We start from the raw sequence: 17,558 nt of genomic DNA on the forward strand, positions 1-17,558 counted from the left end.
GATGGGTATATAACCACATCTAATTTTTAAAATTAGGGGCGAATAATGACGAAACACTTAATATTTCGCAAGGGCAAAGCCAAAAACGCTATATTAATTTATATATACAGCAAAAAAGCAGTGAAAAACCCTAAATGTTAAAAAATAGATAGAATGATATGCCGATCATCTTATTATACAAAACAACAACAGTTAGAACAAAAAACCAAACAAACCAGTAACAATGGTGGTATTCACTTAAAATGAATCAAGTTTTGAAATAATCATGAAAAGTAGCACATTAAAGACTAAAGACTTCAAATTTAAACAGTTTTCCGTTGAAGGCGGTCATTCTGGTATGCCAGTTAGTACCGATGGTGTACTGCTCGGTGCATGGGCCTTCACTCATTCCCCCAATTCCATCTTAGATATTGGGACAGGAACGGGCCTGCTTGCGCTAATGTCTGCTCAACGCTTTCCCGATGCGTATATTACTGCTGTCGAAATTGATGACTTTGCTTTTGCAACAGCCAGTCACAACAGCGCAGCTTCACCATGGTCAAGTCGTATTCAAGTCATACATAGCGATATTCTACATACGCCATTCGTGAAACAATTTGATGCTATTATCTGTAACCCGCCTTATTTCAATGATGGCGAGCGGTCTCAGCATCAACAGCGCGCTACCGCAAGGCACACTACAAGCCTTAGTCACCAAGACTTATTGCTAAAAGCAAAAAAACTGCTTCATCCCAACGGAAATGCCTGTTTTGTCTTACCCAAATATGAAGGGGAGCTATTTATTAGTTTAGCGAAAGCATTGGGATGGCATATCAGCCGACTGTGTACTGTGCAACCAACAGTCAATAAACCCGTACACCGCATTCTGATTGAGCTCAATTTCACAGCGGCGGATACCGTGCAATCACATCTAGTTATTCATTCTCAAGATGGTTACAGCGAAGAGTTTATCGCCTTAACAAAAGATTTTTATCTCAAGATGTAGAAATAACATGTGATCCTAATCACCAATCCCACTATAATGTTCGACCTTAATTTTTTTGCCAAATAAGCCCCTCGGCTTGTGGAGTACTCACTGTGATCAAAACCTTTGCTGACCTCGATCTTGACCCTAGCATTATTGCGGCCATTGAAGATATGGGCTTTGAACGTCCCACCCAAGTTCAAGCAGAAGCGATCCCACAAGCCCTAGATGGACGAGATATTCTTGCCTCAGCGCCAACGGGAACCGGTAAAACCGCTGCATTCGTTTTACCAGCACTTCAGTATCTTTTAGATTTTCCTCGTAAAAAATCAGGTCCTGCACGCGTACTAATTTTGACACCAACTCGTGAATTAGCGATGCAAGTCGCTGATCAAGCTCGCGCACTGGCTAAAAATACTCGCTTGAATATCTTTACGATTACCGGTGGTGTTCAATACCAAGAACACGCAGATATTCTTGCAACCACTCAAGATATTGTGGTTGCAACGCCCGGTCGTTTGATGGAATACATCGAAGGTGAGCGTTTTGATTGCCGCGCTATTGAATGGCTCATTTTGGATGAAGCTGACCGCATGTTGGATATGGGCTTTGGCCCAGTCGTTGACCGTCTTTCAGCAGAATGTCGCTGGCGTAAACAAACACACCTTTTCTCGGCAACCCTAGAAGGTCGCGGCGTCGAAGGATTTACAGCAGATCTATTAAAAGAACCAGCTGAAATCAATGCCGATCCTTCTCGTCGTGAGCGCAAGAAAATCACTCAGTGGTATCACCGTGCTGACACCATGGAACATAAAGTCGAGCTACTGAAGAAGATCCTTACCGAGCAAGCGGAGCGCTCTATCGTCTTTCTTAAAACACGTGAGCGCCTTGCCGACTTACGTACCGAATTGGAAAAAGCGCAAATTCCATGTGCGTGGATCCAAGGTGAAATGCCACAAGATCGCCGCAACAATGCCATTACTCGTTTCCGTGAAGGTGACGTAAATGTGTTGCTAGCGACGGATGTTGCGGCTCGTGGTATCGACCTTCCTGACGTGAGCCACGTAATCAACTTCGATTTACCTCGCTCTGCGGATGTTTATCTGCACCGTATTGGCCGCACAGCTCGTGCAGGCAAAAAAGGCAACGCAATATCTCTAGTTGAAGCACATGATCAACAAATGATGGATCGTGTAGCTCGCTATGTTGATGAAGAAATCAAAGAGCGCTTTATTAAAGATATGCGCCCTCAGCACAAAAAATCGGTATTTAAGAAGAAAAAGAAAAAGACCGATGACAAAAAAACAAAAACCATTGCCAAGAAAAAGAAAGTAAAACCAAAGAAGAAATAATCTTCGTGTGTAAAACTGACTGATCAAAAATGCCGATGTTTTCACATCGGCATTTTTTCTATTTCCACTTTTAAATTCAATTTCCGGTGAAAATGACTTCCACCAGAAAAGTACGAATTAGTGTTCGCGAGTCGCGCGGAAATCTATCTCAGGGAAACGCTCTTTCGCTAAGTTCAAGTTGACCATCGTTGGCGCAACATACGCAAGGTTGTCACCACCATCGAGTGCAATATTACTTTGATTTTTACGCTTAAACTCTTCGAGTTTTTTCTCATCTGCGCATTCAATCCAACGTGCTGTCGCTACATTGACACCTTCGTAAATCGCTTCAACGTTGTATTCTGATTTCAAGCGAGAAACCACCACATCAAACTGCAGCACACCAACCGCACCAACAATTAAGTCGTTGTTTTGTAGCGGACGGAAAACTTGTACAGCCCCCTCTTCAGATAACTGTACTAACCCTTTAAGCAATTGCTTTTGTTTCAGAGGATCGCGCAGACGAATACGACGGAAAAGTTCTGGGGCAAAGTTGGGAATACCAGAGAACTTCAGTGACTCACCTTGAGTAAAAGTATCACCAATCTGAATCGTACCATGGTTGTGTAAACCGATAATATCACCAGCATACGCATGATCAGCACGAGAGCGATCACCCGCCATAAACGTAACAGCATCAGAAATGCTCACTTGCTTGCCGCTACGCACGTGGTTCATTTTCATGCCTTGGCTATAAGTGCCCGACACGATGCGCATAAAAGCAATACGGTCACGGTGTTTTGGATCCATGTTTGCCTGGATCTTAAATACGAAACCAGAAAATTTCTCTTCAGTTGCTTCCACAATACGTTCATTGGCTTGACGCGGCATGGGTGCCGGAGCCCAGTCAGTCAATCCATCAAGCACGTGATCGACACCAAAGTTACCTAAAGCAGTACCAAAGAAAACTGGCGTTAACTCCCCCTTCAAGAACAGCTCACGATCAAATTCGTGTGAAGCTCCAAGCACAAGTTCCAGCTCATCACGCAATTGTGATGCTAGGTCTTCGCCGACAGCTGTATCCAGCTCAGGGTTATCTAACCCTTTAACAATACGCTCTTCTTGAATGGTATGGCCTTGGCCTGTTGCATATAAAATCGTTTCATCACGATGAATGTGATACACGCCTTTGAACTCTTTACCACAACCGATAGGCCATGAAACAGGTGCACAGGCGATATTGAGCTCGTTTTCAACTTCATCAAGCAATTCCATTGGGTCGCGAATATCACGGTCCAATTTGTTCATGAAGGTCACAATAGGCGTATCACGCAGACGCGTTACTTCCATCAGTTTACGTGTACGATCTTCGACACCTTTAGCGGCATCAATCACCATCAAACAAGAGTCGACAGCAGTGAGCGTACGGTAGGTATCTTCAGAGAAGTCTTCGTGCCCCGGAGTATCAAGTAGGTTAACCAAGCACTGGTGATAAGGAAACTGCATCACCGATGTTGTCACCGAGATACCACGTTCTTTTTCCATCTCCATCCAGTCTGATTTGGCATGCTGGTTAGAGCCACGGCCTTTTACTGTTCCAGCTTTCTGAATGGCATTTCCGAATAAAAGTACTTTTTCGGTAATGGTGGTTTTACCCGCATCCGGGTGAGAAATAATAGCAAAGGTTCTGCGTTTAGAAACTTCACTTAAAAAAGGAGTATTTGACATGAAACAGGTCTTCTCAATGTGCTGTATTAAAGGAAGCAGAAGTGCTTTTGCTCATCAGCGATTCGATTCAATTTTGCGCGGTATTCTCCCCTATATTTGATCTAGGAGCAACTTCCGTCTCAGTACTTACCGCTTGCAAGCTCAATTAAAGGTGAAAAGAAACTCACTACTTTGCTCATTCAAATTAAGTTATCAAGAAATATGAACTATAACTTAACAAGGTAAAAGGAATAAGCGGGTACTATGCGAATAACCAAACAACGAAATTCACTGGCGTTTAAACAAGCCAAAACCGTGTTCCTAGTTTCTGTGATCCTTGGGATAGGGTTTAGTTTGTATCATATTTTGGTTGATCTACACCAAGAACAGAGCAGAATTAAAGATCATTACCGCTTTAAGTTATTACAAAACTACGCTAACGCAAGCCAAGCGGCTTACCATTTAAACAATATGCTCGCAGAGCAAGTCGCTTCAAGCTTAATGGTCGATAACGCTATTTATCATGTCGAAATTATTGATGATTTTGGTGACACGCTTGTCAGTAAAACCAGAGAGGTAAACCCTCAGACCACCTTCATGCAACTGCTATCCAATTACTTGACGCCAGAGATTCCTGTTTTCAAAACAGACTTACATCAGCCGAGCTCTGATGTGGTGGTGGGAAGATTAAGCTTTTCGGTTAACGGTTCTTCAATCGCTGAAAGTTTTATTGCTAAAACTACTCGTGTATTGCTGTTTGACCTATTTAGAAACGTACTTCTAACCTCTATTTTACTGTTTTTCTTTTACTATAAATTATCAAGACCTCTAACGACACTCACCTCTTGGGTGCGCTCGCTACAAGATAATGAACGTGCCAGCGTACCACCGCTGCAAAAGCAGAATAATGAACTCAGTGAGCTTGCCTCTACTTTTCATTCACTCTGGAAAGATAGAGAAATTGCTGATGCCAAACTCAATCAATTGGCCTATTACGATACCTTAACTGGGCTTGCTAACCGTAGCTTGTTATTACAAATGTTGACCAAAGCCATTGACGAAAGTATTCAAGCGAAAACTTCTGGGGTTTTGTTTTATCTCGATCTGGATCGTTTCAAAACCATTAACGATTCATTAGGTCACACTATTGGCGATAAACTGATTAAAGCCATCGCGATGCGGATGGATGCATGGCTTAAAAGTAGTCATTTAGCCGCAAGGATCGGCGGCGACGAATTTGCGATATTGATACCAAATTTAAACAGAAACCAGGCCGAAGAACTGGCGCAGCAACTGTTGGCGTTAGTTTCAAATCCGTATTCCATTGATGAACACCAACTGTATTGTACCGTCAGCGTAGGCATTTCTATTTTTCCTTCGGTTGGTAAAACAAATATCGACGTACTCAGACAAGCCGATACCGCGTTATACAGAGCCAAAGTGAATGGGCGCAATAAATACATATTTTATGAGCCGGAAATGCAGGCTCAGGTTGAGTCGTTCTTAGAGATAGAAAAAGGGCTGCACGAAGCATTAAACATGCAGCAGCTTGAGCTTTACTACCAACCTCAGGTAGATGAAAAACATAACATTATTGGAGTCGAAGCATTAATTCGCTGGAATCACCCAACAAAAGGCGTTCTACCTCCTGGCGTGTTCATGCCCATCGCAGAAGAAACAGGACAAATCATTCCGATTGGTCAGTGGATCATTGAGCAGGCATGTTACCAATATGCGACATGGAAAAAACAAGGTGTGCTACCTGCCCATTTTCGTCGTCTTGCAATAAACATCAGCCCACTGCAATTTTCTCAGGACTCATTCGTTGAGCACATAAATCAAGCTCTACAACATGCAGGAATAACCGGTGAACATATTGAGTTAGAAATTACAGAAGGTTTATTACTTGAAAATGTTGAAAGCGCCATCCAAAAAATGGTTCAGCTTAAAGAGAGCAACTTAAGTATTTCGATTGATGATTTTGGTACTGGTTATTCATCGTTGCGCTACCTAAAGTTATTATCTGTTGATGTGCTAAAAATTGATCGCTCGTTTGTCACTCAACTGCATTTAGATGAAAGTGATCAAGCGATTGTTGATACGATTTTGATGATTGCTCGACGCCTGAATTTAGAGGTAATTGCCGAAGGGGTCGAAGATTGTGAAGAGCTTTATGCGCTCAAGCAACTTGGATGCACTCAATTTCAAGGCTACTTGTTCGATAAACCACTACCGGCAAACGAACTCGTGAAACGTTTTGAGGCTGCTTGTTATCATATAGAAACAAACACCCCAGATAACATCCACGACCATTAATGTGCTTACAAAAAATAGTAGCTCATGATGATCGCGTCCTCTGAACCTTTATCGGTTGGGTAGTAATTAACTCGGCGATCCAGTTCATTAAACCCTAACGACTCATACAAAGAATAAGCGCGGACATTGCTTTCACGAACCTCAAGCCATGCGCTTTCAGCTTTTGCTTTCTCACACATAGCTAAGAAAAACTCGGTCAGCATTTTACCATAGCCCTTTCCTTGCCACTTAGGATCGACCGCTATGTTCAATAACGTCACTTCACCAATAATATTCTGGGCGTAAAAGTAACCGACAACCTCTTCATTTTTCAACATCACATAGTGACAAGCACCACGGTTATTGATATCGCGCACCAAAGACTCAGCCCAAGGGTGGCTGTGTGCTTGTTGTTCAATACACCAAACGGCATCAAGATAAGGCAGAGATAATGGAACGATATCAATATTCATCAACGTATTACTCATAAGAACAAATCTGCTGCCACAAATCGCGGCGATGTTCGTTATTACCCTCAATATCACTAAGATTTGGAGAAACTAAAACCTTGGCCGACACTTCGCTGTGTGATGCCTCACAGCCCGCAAACCAAACCCATTCAGGCAAAGATCCACTTAATTGATCAATATACTGAGGTTCAAGATGACGCGCATCATTTAGCTCAATCCCCATACTTTTTAGCACACGAGAGAATAACAACGCACTGCTTTGCTGTGGGCAGCTGGGTGAAACCAGTAGTAACCGGCAAGAGTCTGGCAAATCAATCGTAGGTAACGACACCCCTAATAAACGCTCAGGATGCACTAACTCCCAATACTGAATGCCCATTTCTTGTAAATATTGATATTCGTGATTTGACATCTGTTTATGACCTTATTGAACGCCGCAATGCTAGCAAATCAGTGCCGATACAGAAACCGTTAATCGCTTTATCTTGGCTAATAAGAGAATCAACTACGCTTAGCGCTATAAAAATTGGGAGCACATTGGCTCCCAATTCACAATCATGTAGTGAGACAATTACAGTTCAGAGAACTCTGAGCAGTACTCAATCAAACCAGAGCGTCCAGACAATTCTCCATCAGCTAACTCTGCAATACGGAAAACGCCAGCGGGTACGTCCCAAGCGCAATGAAACTCCAGTTGCGCTGCATCTTCAAAAGCAAACCGTTGGTAGTACTCTGGATTGCCAAGCACCACACAAGCAGGATAACCAAATTCAGCTAAAGAGATCAGCCCTTCAGTGACTAATTGCGCCGCAATGCCTTGTCTGCGCCACTCTTTTTTGACCGCTAACGGTGCAAGCCCTTGCCAATTTAAGTCTTCACCATTGAGGAAGACCGGGCTAAACATTGCGTAACCGACAACTTCGCCTTCATCATCACACGCAACAAGCGCTAACGTCAGGTGACTATTTTCTCTTAATGACATCACGAGCTTGGCTTCAGCATCGGTTTCAAATGCAGACTTCAATAAACGGTCGATTGCTAAGATGTCTGCAGGGGCTTCAGTTCGAATAAGCATTGATTACCTCATTTTGTGTCGCCGACGATTGTACGCCTTTATACACAAAATCTGCTAGCTGATTTATTAACATCTGTAACGATTTAGGCAAAAGATCTAAATCAACGCTATCCATTAGATTTTTCACTTCCAAACCAAGTTCGGTATCACCTTCAATCGAAAGACGACGCTGGAAAAAGAGCGTATCAGGATCTTCTTTGCGTCCCGCAATTAGAACTAAATCATTCAAATTCCCGCTAAAGCTAACGTCTTCTTGTTGTGCTTTGTCTGCCACAACAAGCCGCTGCATTTCATAACTGATGTACCAACTCAGATTCAAATCTCGTATGGAAACTTTTAGCCATTTTCCTTCAAGAAAATCGAAGTCACCATCCTCTAAGGCCTCATGGAATATGGTTTTAAGCCCTTCTAGCAAGGCTTTTTTTTGTACAGTTTGCGGTAATAAGTGGAGTGGAGATCGCAAAATTGATGCGGCGTTTTGAACTAGTTGAGTACGAATCTTGTTAATCACGCGCTTTATCCGTTACCTTGTAATGTAGTAGTGGCTAATCATAATGGATGTGATAGTGCTGATTCCTGTTATGCATCAAAAAACGTACATTGTTTGTGAACCTTTTCCATCGCTGCAATCAAAGTTATAGTTAATGTGTTACTTACGTTGTAACATCCTCATGAATATAAGTGCTCTGGAGAGTTGGTAGTACCTTGATGCCTTCGCAACATTTACAACATTGGTTTGCAAAGATAACCGAGAACAACTCGTTCTTTTTTGCGATCTTAGATGACCAACATAATTATGTTATGGTCAACGAACGTTATTGCGACATCGCTGGACTGAGCTCAACCGAATTGGTTGGGATGAATGACTGCCAAATTCTCGGTGAGTATTTCTATCATCATCTCAAACCCTATTATGAACGTGCATTTCAAGGTGAAACTCTAGAAACGGAATTAACTCTCCACGAAGTAGATTTAGAAACTAGCTTGCATTTTTCTATCTCACCTATATTGATTGACAAAGAAGTAAAACAGATTGTTTTTCATGCCATTGACACATCTGAAAAACAGATACTGATTCGCTCTCTAGAAGAATCTGAAAGTAAATTTTCAACACTTACCTGTTTGCTTCCTGACGGACTATTATTGGTCGACAACGACTGCATTATCTCAGCAAATCCAGCCTCCGCTCGTCTACTTGGCTTTGAAAGCACCGCAGAACTACTCGGTGAAGACCTATCTAGTCTGTTTATTGATGACAAGGCTAAAACCGTTTTCAGTTCACAACTGAGTTCATTGATAGCAAAGGCACCTCTAGTCTGTCTAACTGGCCCTAGGTGTGGTTTTGAAAGACAAGTGCAATTACACGCCAGTGAAACCGTTGTGTTAGGTAACAACTCGCAATTGGTGTTGATCCAAGATGCTGAAGATTCACCCAAACAGCTATCTGCAACCGCTCAAGCCGATATTCATATTGATTCACTGACTGGTTTATATAACCGCTTTGGATTTACCAAACGTTTAGAGCAATTTATTCAAAATGAAACATCACTGGTCATGCTTTATCTCGACATTGATAACTTCAAAAATATCAATGACTCTTTAGGTCACCATATCGGTGATAAGGTGATCAAAGAAGTCTCGATGCGCCTTAAACGCTTGCTGTCTCAACAAGCGGTTGTTGGCCATCTCGGTGGAGATGAATTCGGTTTAATTCTGCCAGAGCCTGAAAATAACCGCGCAGCAGAGATGCTTGCTGAACGTATTATTGCACTAATTAATCAACCTTTTGATCTTCACCATTTCAGCAAGCGCCTCGCTTGTTCTATTGGTAGCGTTACCTACCCAGGTGATGGTAACGATGCACGAATGCTACTCCAGAATGCCGACACCGCCATGTATGAAGCTAAAGATCGTGGCCGTAATCGCTTAATTAAATTTAATGATCAAATGAACAAAGAAGCGCGGATGCGCTTATGGTTAGAAATTGAACTGCAAAAAGCATTGCAGCAAAACGGGCTTGAAGTGTGGTATCAGCCTAAGGTCAATGCACGCGACTTTAGCATTAATGGTGCTGAGGCATTAGTACGCTGGAAACACCCTGTTGAAGGCTATATTAGCCCTGGAGCCTTTATTCCAGTCGCGGAAAAGGCGGGATTAATTGAGCACTTAGGTCGCGTTGTGATGCGTGACGTTTTTGCTACCGTTAAACGTTGGAAGCTACAAGGTATTTTGCCTGGGCGTGTGGCGATAAACCTCTCTCCTGAACAATTTGGTAATCCTAAGCTAATCGATTACATGGAAAAGTTACTGCGCACCACCGAGTTGGATCCAAACTGTATTACCTTCGAATTAACCGAAAGTGCAGTCATGAGCGACAGTGAACACACACTGCAAATGCTAAATGCGATTAAAAAACTTGGTTTCTCGCTTTCGATTGATGACTTTGGCACTGGTTACTCGTCACTCTCCTACCTTGCTAGATTCCCAATTGATGAGCTTAAAATTGACCGAGCCTTTATCACCGATATTGATACCTTACCCAAACAAGTGACGGTGATTGAAAATATCATTAATTTAGGGAAATCATTAAACCTCACGGTTGTTGCTGAAGGTGTAGAAACACAACAACAAGCGACTTTACTCTCGAACTTAAACTGCAATTCAATTCAAGGATTTCATTTTTATCGCCCTCAACCAAGGCAAGAAGTCGAAGAGTTATTTGTACAAAACCGCCGCCACCGCACGAGTCTCGCCAAGTAAATCTTACTTATTCACCGCAAACCTGCCTTACATCAAATTTGCCATTAATAATTCTTCATAAAATACAGCCACTTTTCCTCAAAATATCTTACAGAGCAATGGAACTTTTATGTCCTGCAGGTAATCTACCTGCGCTAAAAACTGCGATTGATTGCGGTGCTGACGCAGTGTACATCGGCTTTCGAGATGACACTAATGCGCGTCACTTTGCAGGCTTAAACTTCGCAGGCAAGAAATTAGAGAAAGCCGTGCAATACGTTCACGACAACAAGAAAAAAATTCACGTTGCTTTAAACACCTTTGCTCATCCTAATGGATTTGAACGCTGGACAAACGCTGTCGATAATGCAGCGAGCTTAGGCATTGATGCTTTGATCGTCGCAGATATTGCAGTACTCGATTACGCTGCCAATAAATATCCAGACCTTGAGCTACACCTTTCGGTACAAGCATCAGCGACCAATGTCGCTGCAGTCGATTTCTATAAACAAAACTTCAACATTAAACGCGTGGTCCTGCCACGAGTGTTGTCTATCCACCAAGTCAAACAGCTTTCACGTAATATCACTTCCGATGTCGAGCTTGAAGTATTTGCTTTTGGTAGCTTGTGCATAATGTCTGAAGGACGTTGTTATCTCTCTTCCTACATGACAGGGGAATCACCCAATACTGTGGGCGCTTGCTCTCCCGCCAAATATGTTCGCTGGCAAGAAACCGACTCGGGTCTTGAATCTCGCTTAAACGAGATTTTAATTGATAAATATGCTGCAGGTGAAAATGCCGGATACCCAACTCTGTGTAAGGGCCGGTTTGAAGCTGTGATTGATGGCGAAAACAAACGCTATCATGCACTAGAAGAGCCAACCAGCCTTAATACACTATCGCTGCTTCCTGAACTATTTGCAGCCAATGTGACTTCAGTAAAAATTGAAGGACGCCAACGTAGCCCCGCCTATGTCGAGCAAGTTACTCGTACTTGGCGTGCAGCAATAGATCGCTACCAAGCTAACCCACAAGCATACCAAGTTGAAGCCGCGTGGAATGCCGCCTTGGCCAATGTGTCCGAAGGTACGCAAACCACACTGGGTGCATACCACCGTCAATGGCAGTAATCGAATGGAAAATACAATGAAATACGCGCTGGGTCCTTTACTCTATTTCTGGCCAAAACAAGAGGTTGAACACTTCTACCAGCAGGCACAGCAAAGTGCTGCAGATATTATCTATTTGGGTGAGTCTGTCTGCTCAAAACGGCGAGAGATGAAAACACAACATTGGCTCGATATCGCTAAAGAGCTTTCTCAAACTGGTAAACAAGTGGTGTTATCCACCATGGCACTATTAGAGGCACCTAGCGAAATCACCATCATGAAGAAATACATTGATAACGGTGATTTTGCGATTGAAGCCAATGATGTTTCCGCGATTCAATTAGCCAGTGAAAAAAGAGTCCCTTTTGTGGTTGGTCCTGCGGTCAATACCTACAATGCGCACACGCTACAGCTATTTCTAAAACAAGGAATGACTCGTTGGTGCATGCCAGTTGAGCTATCTCGAGACTGGTTAAAAAACGTATTAATTCAATGTGATGAACTGGGTATCAAAAATCAATTTGAAGTGGAAGTCTTTAGCCATGGCTATCTACCATTAGCCTACTCTGCACGTTGCTTTACCGCTCGCGCGGAAAACCGAGCAAAAGATGAGTGCGAAACTTGCTGCGTCAAATACCCAACTGGCATTCAAGTACATAGCCAAGAAGGACAAGCGGTGTTTAATCTCAATGGTATTCAGACGCAATCTGGCTATTGTTATAACTTGATTAATGACTTAGCAAGTATGGATGGGTTGGTTGATGTGGTTCGTCTCAGCCCACTCGGTATAGAGAGCTTGTCACTGCTTGAACAATTCAAAGCAAATGAGAAGGGCACGCATTTTTCACCGCTAGTCGATCATCAATGTAACGGTTATTGGCATCAACTCGCTGGTTTAGAGATCCAACAGAGCTGATGCTCTGCAAGTATATATACCCAAACCACTTGAAGTATAACCGCCTTCAATTCAGGAGGCGGTTTTCAATAAACTGGCAACTATAATTTATACCAATACTGGCTGCGGCTTCGATTGATCATTTGGCAGTAAACGTAAATCTCGCCACAGCATAGCCCCCACCAATAAACTCAAAGCAATGTTTGAGATTGGAAAAGCAATCCACACACCAGTAACACCGTAAAATTTCGGTAATAAGTATAAAAATGGAAGTTGAATCAACATATTACCTATGGTGATAAAGAGAGCCTTACTACCATGATTAGTTGATTGATAATACGCCGCCGTCACCACCAAAAATCCATCCAAAAACAGCGCAAACATATGCAATCTCAGCCCGCGAACCGCATCAACCATAAGCTGTGAGTCAGTCGAGTTAAACACCGAGACCACTTGATGCGCAAACAAGTTAAGTAACACTATAAAACCGATACCACCGAGCAGCGCAATACTCATTGATAATCGAAGTAACTTGCGAATATTGTGGTAATGCTTGGCGCCATAATTAAAGCTTGCTAGCGGCTGCATTCCATTAGCTATACCTTCGACCGTTAAGTAGTAAACCGTCACGATATAGCCCAAAATAGCATAAGCTCCAACGAGCGTCGCACTGCCATAATGAGTGAACAGAGTGTTGTGTACCGCGACCATCATTGAACCATAAGCGTACATAAAGAAACTGGATAAGCCGATCGCAAAAATTTTAGGTAATAATGACCATTGAAAAGTCATCACAGCAAGCGAAAGTCGTAACTTCGCACGTGACGAAAAAAAGTAGCCAATACCGAGTAAAGTGACACTGAACTGCGCAATAGCAGTAGCGATCGCGGCGCCCATTAATTCCCAGCCTAAGTAAGCGATCAAGATATAATCAAACACAATATTAATGATCGCACCGCAGACCATCAGTAGCGTTGCTAAACTGGGGCTATCATCATTGCGCAGTAAAAACGGTATTGCGATAGAACCGAGTGTAAAAGCACAAGCGATAATCAATACCTCTAAGTATTGTAAACCTAGCTCGTATACTCGTCCTTGTGCACCTTGCCATAATAGAAAATCATCGGCATAAAACCAGAGAATAGCGGCAACAATTGGCGTCAGTAACAGTATTAATAATAAACCAGTTGAAAGTACCTGTTTGGCGGCTGTTATGTCTTGCTCACCTTGTTTAATCGACGCTAACGCCCCAGTACCAACCCCAACCAACATACCAATTCCTAAAATAGAACCGATCACAGGCCAAGCAATGTTGATCCCAGCTAAGCCATCGGCCCCTATATAGTGACCAATGAAAATACCATCGACCACTTGATATAAGCCATTCACCAACATAGCCGCTACCGTTGGAATGGTATAACGCCAAAACTGACGATAAATCGAATTTTTCATACGACACTCCATAAGCTATCTATTTTTTTGGCATGATGAGCAATAAAAAAGCCGCGGCATTACGCAGCGGCTTAGATGAGATATTTCCAGTTACTCTGAAGTCGCCTGCGTTTTAGCTTCAGCCTGTACTTTTGTCAGGTACTCAGCTCGCACTTGTTGAAATATTTTACCCAACTCAAGGAAGGAGTAACGATGCTCAACATATTCATACACATTGAAAGAGAGGGCTAATTTATACAATGAGATCGCATGAGCATAATCCCCTTCTTGTTGGTAACGTTTTGCCAGATAGAAATAGGTTTCCGTTAAACGCTGTGCCAATAAGGTGTTATCGCGAGAACCGTTTAAAATCGCTTTAAAAGCTTGCTCTTCAGAGATTTCATCTAAAGTTAAAGCAACCAATACCCACCCCCACTGCTCGTCACGTTCTTGATAACGATTAAGCAGGTCAGAGCGAGCGGTAGCTGAGTCAACTTCGCTTTGAATGATATACAACCATAATGCACGAAACGGATCACTTGGATCTTGCTGATAGTGATGAGTCATCTCTTGCAACGCTAAATCAATGCGATCTCCATAATATAAGGCGATCGCGCGATTTCGTTCGGCATAGAAGTTATCAGGGTCTAATTCGAGTGTTGAATCAAACGCTTCATAAGCGGCATCAAACTCCCCGACTTGCGTGTAATACACGCCTAATAAATTAAAAATATCAGGTTGAGCTGGGTTAATCGCAAGTGACTGATTAAAGTCGACACGAGCCAAATCACGTAGTCCAACGCTGTCATAGCTGTTGCCGCGCTCATAAAACATTTTGGCGCGCACATCGTCAGCTAAGTCTGCACGTTGTAGCAATTGCGTGAGACGTGCAATTTGTACTTCCTGTTGCACAGTCGACTGCAAAGGCACCGCCATAGGTGGATATAGCCACTGTCTCTGATTTTCATCTTGAGTTGAAGCACAGCCTGATACCGTAAATATCAAAATACTCAGCGCTAGTGTTTGAAACCATTTCACAAATAAGACTCCTGTATACCCCAAGCCAATACCGAATAAATCCATTATATTGCGATAATTTAGGCATAAAAAAGGGAGCGAATAACGCTCCCTTTATATCATGCTTTATGCCGAAAAGGCGACTAAAGCCCTAAGCTTCTCTGCCTAAAACTATATTACTCAGCTTCTGGTGCAGATTTTTCTTGAGCCGCTTCTTCAGCAGGTTTTTCTACCGCTTCTTTCATGCTTAGACGAACGCGGCCTTGGCGGTCAATTTCAAGTACTTTAACTTGAACTTCTTGACCTTCTTTCAAGTAGTCAGACACTTTCTCAATGCGTTGATCAGCAATTTGAGAAATGTGTACTAAACCATCTTTACCAGGAAGAATGTTAACGAATGCACCGAAATCAGCTAGACGAGCAACCTTACCTGTATAGATAGCGCCGACTTCAACTTCAGCCGTGATCTCTTCGATGCGACGGATAGCTTCTTTCGCTTGAGCGCCATCGGTTGCCGCAATCTTGATTGTGCCATCATCTTCGATTTCAATCGTTGTGCCTGTTTCTTCCGTTAGAGCACGGATAACAGCGCCACCCTTACCGATCACATCTTTGATTTTCTCAGAGCTGATCTTCATGGTGTAGATACGTGGAGCAAATTCAGAAATCTCTTCACGAGCGCCAGAGATAGCTTGGTCCATCACAGAAAGAATGTGTTTACGTGCACCTTGCGCTTGGTTAAGAGCAATTTGCATGATCTCTTTGGTAATACCTTCGATCTTAATGTCCATTTGAAGTGCAGTGATACCGTCGTTAGTACCTGCTACTTTAAAGTCCATGTCACCAAGGTGATCTTCGTCGCCTAGGATGTCAGAAAGAACAACGAAATCGTCACCTTCTTTAACAAGACCCATTGCAATACCTGCAACAGAAGACTTGATTGGTACACCTGCATCCATAAGAGCAAGAGAAGTACCACATACAGAAGCCATTGAAGATGAACCGTTAGATTCAGTGATTTCTGAAACCACACGAACAGTGTATGGGAACTCTTCTACTGAAGGCATTACCGCTGCAATACCACGCTTAGCCAGTTTACCGTGACCAATTTCACGACGCTTAGGAGAACCTACAAAACCAGTTTCGCCCACACAGTATGGAGGGAAGTTGTAGTGTAGTAGGAAATTATCTTTACGCTCACCTGTTAGCTCATCGATGATTTGAGCATCACGTTGAGTACCAAGAGTTGCAGTTACGATTGCCTGAGTTTCACCACGAGTAAATAGTGCAGAACCGTGAGTACGAGGAAGAATGCCAGTGCGTACGTCGAGCGCACGAACCATGTCTTTCTCACGGCCGTCGATACGTGGGTTGCCTGCAATGATGCTGCGACGTACAACTGTCTTCTCTAGATCGTGGAAAATAGTGTGGATTTCTTTCGTATTTGCTTCAGGATCTTCAGCAAGAATCACATTGTTTACTTCAGCAGCAATTTCATGAATACGGTCGTAGCGAGCCATCTTCTCAGTAATTTGGTAAGCTTCAACAAGCTTAGCTTCTGCTAGTTCAGCGATCTTATTATTAAGTGCTGTGTTCTCTTCAGGAGCAACCCAATCCCAAGCTGGAGTGGCAACTTCAGCAGCAAATTCGTTGATCGCATTGATCACAACTTGTTGTTGATCGTGACCGAACACAACTGCAGCAAGCATCTCTTCTTCAGTTAGGTTGTCAGCTTCAGATTCAACCATAAGAACAGCGTTATTAGTACCCGCAACAACAAGGTCAAGCTTAGAAGTAGCTAGCTCTGTCATACTTGGGTTAAGTACAAGTTGACCATCAATGTGGCCAACACGTGCTGCACCGATAGGACCGTTGAACGGGATGCCTGAAATAGCAAGTGCTGCAGAAGTACCGATCATTGTTACCATATCCGGTTGAACGTCAGGGTTTACTGACATAACCGTAGCGATAACTTGTACTTCGTTTTTGAATGCGTCTGGGAACAGTGGGCGAATTGGACGGTCGATCAAACGAGCCGTTAGTGTTTCGCCTTCTGATGGGCGACCTTCACGCTTGAAGAAGCCACCTGGAATTTTACCTGCAGCGTAAGTACGCTCTTGGTAGTTTACGGTAAGAGGGAAGAAGTCTTGACCTTCAACCGCTTCTTTTTTACCGACTACAGAAACGAATACTGCAGTATCATCCATAGTTACCATTACGGCTGCTGTAGCTTGACGCGCGATAACGCCGGTTTCGATAGTCACGGTATGGTTACCGTACTGGAATGTTTTCACTACTGGTTTATCAAACATGTATCTTTGTATCCTTGCTCTAGAGTTACCTCTAGATTAAATGAAATTACACTCAAGACATTACGAATCGCGACTAGTAAAAATAGGCTCTAACTCTTGAAAGCAAGAATGATGCTTTGGCTCACTCTTGTATCTGAACGCTACTTTTAATAGCCGCGACCTGCTGGCCGACTTCGGTGACTGTAATGCTTTAAGTATGGTTGCTAATGT

General features: G+C 43.0%; 14 protein-coding genes. 6 read left to right on the forward strand and 8 right to left on the reverse strand.

Annotation, left to right across the window (positions count from 1 at the left end):
* Positions 1 to 265: 265 nt before the first annotated feature.
* Together MCT08_RS12475 and srmB are read left to right on the forward strand one after the other, a co-directional pair.
* The gene (locus tag MCT08_RS12475; protein WP_274678515.1) at positions 266 to 985 is read left to right on the forward strand and encodes a tRNA1(Val) (adenine(37)-N6)-methyltransferase; all 720 of its coding nucleotides are present in this window, start codon (positions 266 to 268) and stop codon (positions 983 to 985) included.
* A gap of 92 nt (positions 986 to 1,077) precedes the next feature.
* Positions 1,078 to 2,316, forward strand: coding sequence for an ATP-dependent RNA helicase SrmB (srmB, locus tag MCT08_RS12480; protein WP_053311249.1), 1,239 nt, complete (start codon positions 1,078 to 1,080; stop codon positions 2,314 to 2,316).
* A gap of 117 nt (positions 2,317 to 2,433) precedes the next feature.
* On the opposite strand, the gene prfC is transcribed toward srmB, so the two are convergent.
* Positions 2,434 to 4,023, reverse strand: coding sequence for a peptide chain release factor 3 (gene prfC / locus MCT08_RS12485; protein ID WP_053311250.1), 1,590 nt, complete (start codon positions 4,021 to 4,023; stop codon positions 2,434 to 2,436).
* Positions 4,024 to 4,266: 243 nt separating this feature from the next.
* On the opposite strand from prfC, the gene MCT08_RS12490 reads away from it, so the two are divergent.
* Positions 4,267 to 6,318: a putative bifunctional diguanylate cyclase/phosphodiesterase gene (locus MCT08_RS12490; protein ID WP_274678516.1), complete on the forward strand. Its 2,052-nt coding sequence runs from the start codon at positions 4,267 to 4,269 to the stop codon at positions 6,316 to 6,318.
* A gap of 5 nt (positions 6,319 to 6,323) precedes the next feature.
* On the opposite strand, the gene rimI is transcribed toward MCT08_RS12490, so the two are convergent.
* The 4 genes from rimI to ubiT form a co-directional block, all read right to left on the reverse strand.
* The gene (gene rimI / locus MCT08_RS12495) at positions 6,324 to 6,770 is read right to left on the reverse strand and encodes a ribosomal protein S18-alanine N-acetyltransferase (protein ID WP_274678682.1); all 447 of its coding nucleotides are present in this window, start codon (positions 6,768 to 6,770) and stop codon (positions 6,324 to 6,326) included.
* Positions 6,771 to 6,777: 7 nt separating this feature from the next.
* On the reverse strand, positions 6,778 to 7,179 hold the full coding sequence (locus MCT08_RS12500; RefSeq protein ID WP_274678517.1) for a DNA polymerase III subunit psi: 402 nt from the start codon (positions 7,177 to 7,179) through the stop codon (positions 6,778 to 6,780).
* A 159-nt stretch (positions 7,180 to 7,338) separates the two neighbouring features.
* A complete protein-coding gene (locus MCT08_RS12505; protein ID WP_053311254.1) occupies positions 7,339 to 7,842 on the reverse strand; it encodes a GNAT family N-acetyltransferase in 504 nt (167 codons plus the stop codon).
* Positions 7,826 to 8,353, reverse strand: coding sequence for a ubiquinone anaerobic biosynthesis accessory factor UbiT (ubiT, locus tag MCT08_RS12510; RefSeq protein WP_171979544.1), 528 nt, complete (start codon positions 8,351 to 8,353; stop codon positions 7,826 to 7,828). Before ubiT ends, MCT08_RS12505 begins: the two co-directional genes overlap by 17 nt.
* A 197-nt stretch (positions 8,354 to 8,550) precedes the next feature.
* On the opposite strand from ubiT, the gene MCT08_RS12515 reads away from it, so the two are divergent.
* The 3 genes from MCT08_RS12515 (at position 8,551) to MCT08_RS12525 (ending at position 12,609) form a co-directional block, all read left to right on the forward strand.
* Positions 8,551 to 10,602, forward strand: coding sequence for a sensor domain-containing protein (locus MCT08_RS12515; RefSeq protein ID WP_274678518.1), 2,052 nt, complete (start codon positions 8,551 to 8,553; stop codon positions 10,600 to 10,602).
* Between the two features lie 98 nt (positions 10,603 to 10,700).
* Entirely contained in the window at positions 10,701 to 11,714 is a 1,014-nt protein-coding gene (ubiU, locus tag MCT08_RS12520; RefSeq protein WP_168523201.1) for a ubiquinone anaerobic biosynthesis protein UbiU, read from the forward strand.
* Positions 11,715 to 11,730: 16 nt separating this feature from the next.
* Complete coding sequence (locus MCT08_RS12525) at positions 11,731 to 12,609, forward strand: U32 family peptidase (RefSeq protein WP_420895659.1); 879 nt, start codon at positions 11,731 to 11,733, stop codon at positions 12,607 to 12,609.
* A gap of 87 nt (positions 12,610 to 12,696) precedes the next feature.
* Here MCT08_RS12525 and MCT08_RS12530 read toward each other — a convergent pair whose 3' ends face one another.
* The 3 genes from MCT08_RS12530 to pnp all read right to left on the reverse strand — a co-directional run bounded on the left by MCT08_RS12530 (position 12,697) and on the right by pnp (position 17,348).
* The gene (locus MCT08_RS12530; RefSeq protein ID WP_274678519.1) at positions 12,697 to 14,040 is read right to left on the reverse strand and encodes an MATE family efflux transporter; all 1,344 of its coding nucleotides are present in this window, start codon (positions 14,038 to 14,040) and stop codon (positions 12,697 to 12,699) included.
* A 90-nt stretch (positions 14,041 to 14,130) separates the two neighbouring features.
* A complete protein-coding gene (gene nlpI, locus MCT08_RS12535; RefSeq protein WP_053311397.1) occupies positions 14,131 to 15,057 on the reverse strand; it encodes a lipoprotein NlpI in 927 nt (308 codons plus the stop codon).
* A gap of 155 nt (positions 15,058 to 15,212) precedes the next feature.
* Positions 15,213 to 17,348, reverse strand: a complete 2,136-nt coding sequence (gene pnp / locus MCT08_RS12540) for a polyribonucleotide nucleotidyltransferase (RefSeq protein ID WP_274678520.1) — start codon at positions 17,346 to 17,348, stop codon at positions 15,213 to 15,215.
* Positions 17,349 to 17,558 lie beyond the last annotated feature (210 nt).

Origin of the sequence: Vibrio aestuarianus (assembly GCF_028858425.1) — a bacterium.
In the GTDB taxonomy this organism is placed as follows: domain Bacteria; phylum Pseudomonadota; class Gammaproteobacteria; order Enterobacterales; family Vibrionaceae; genus Vibrio; species Vibrio aestuarianus.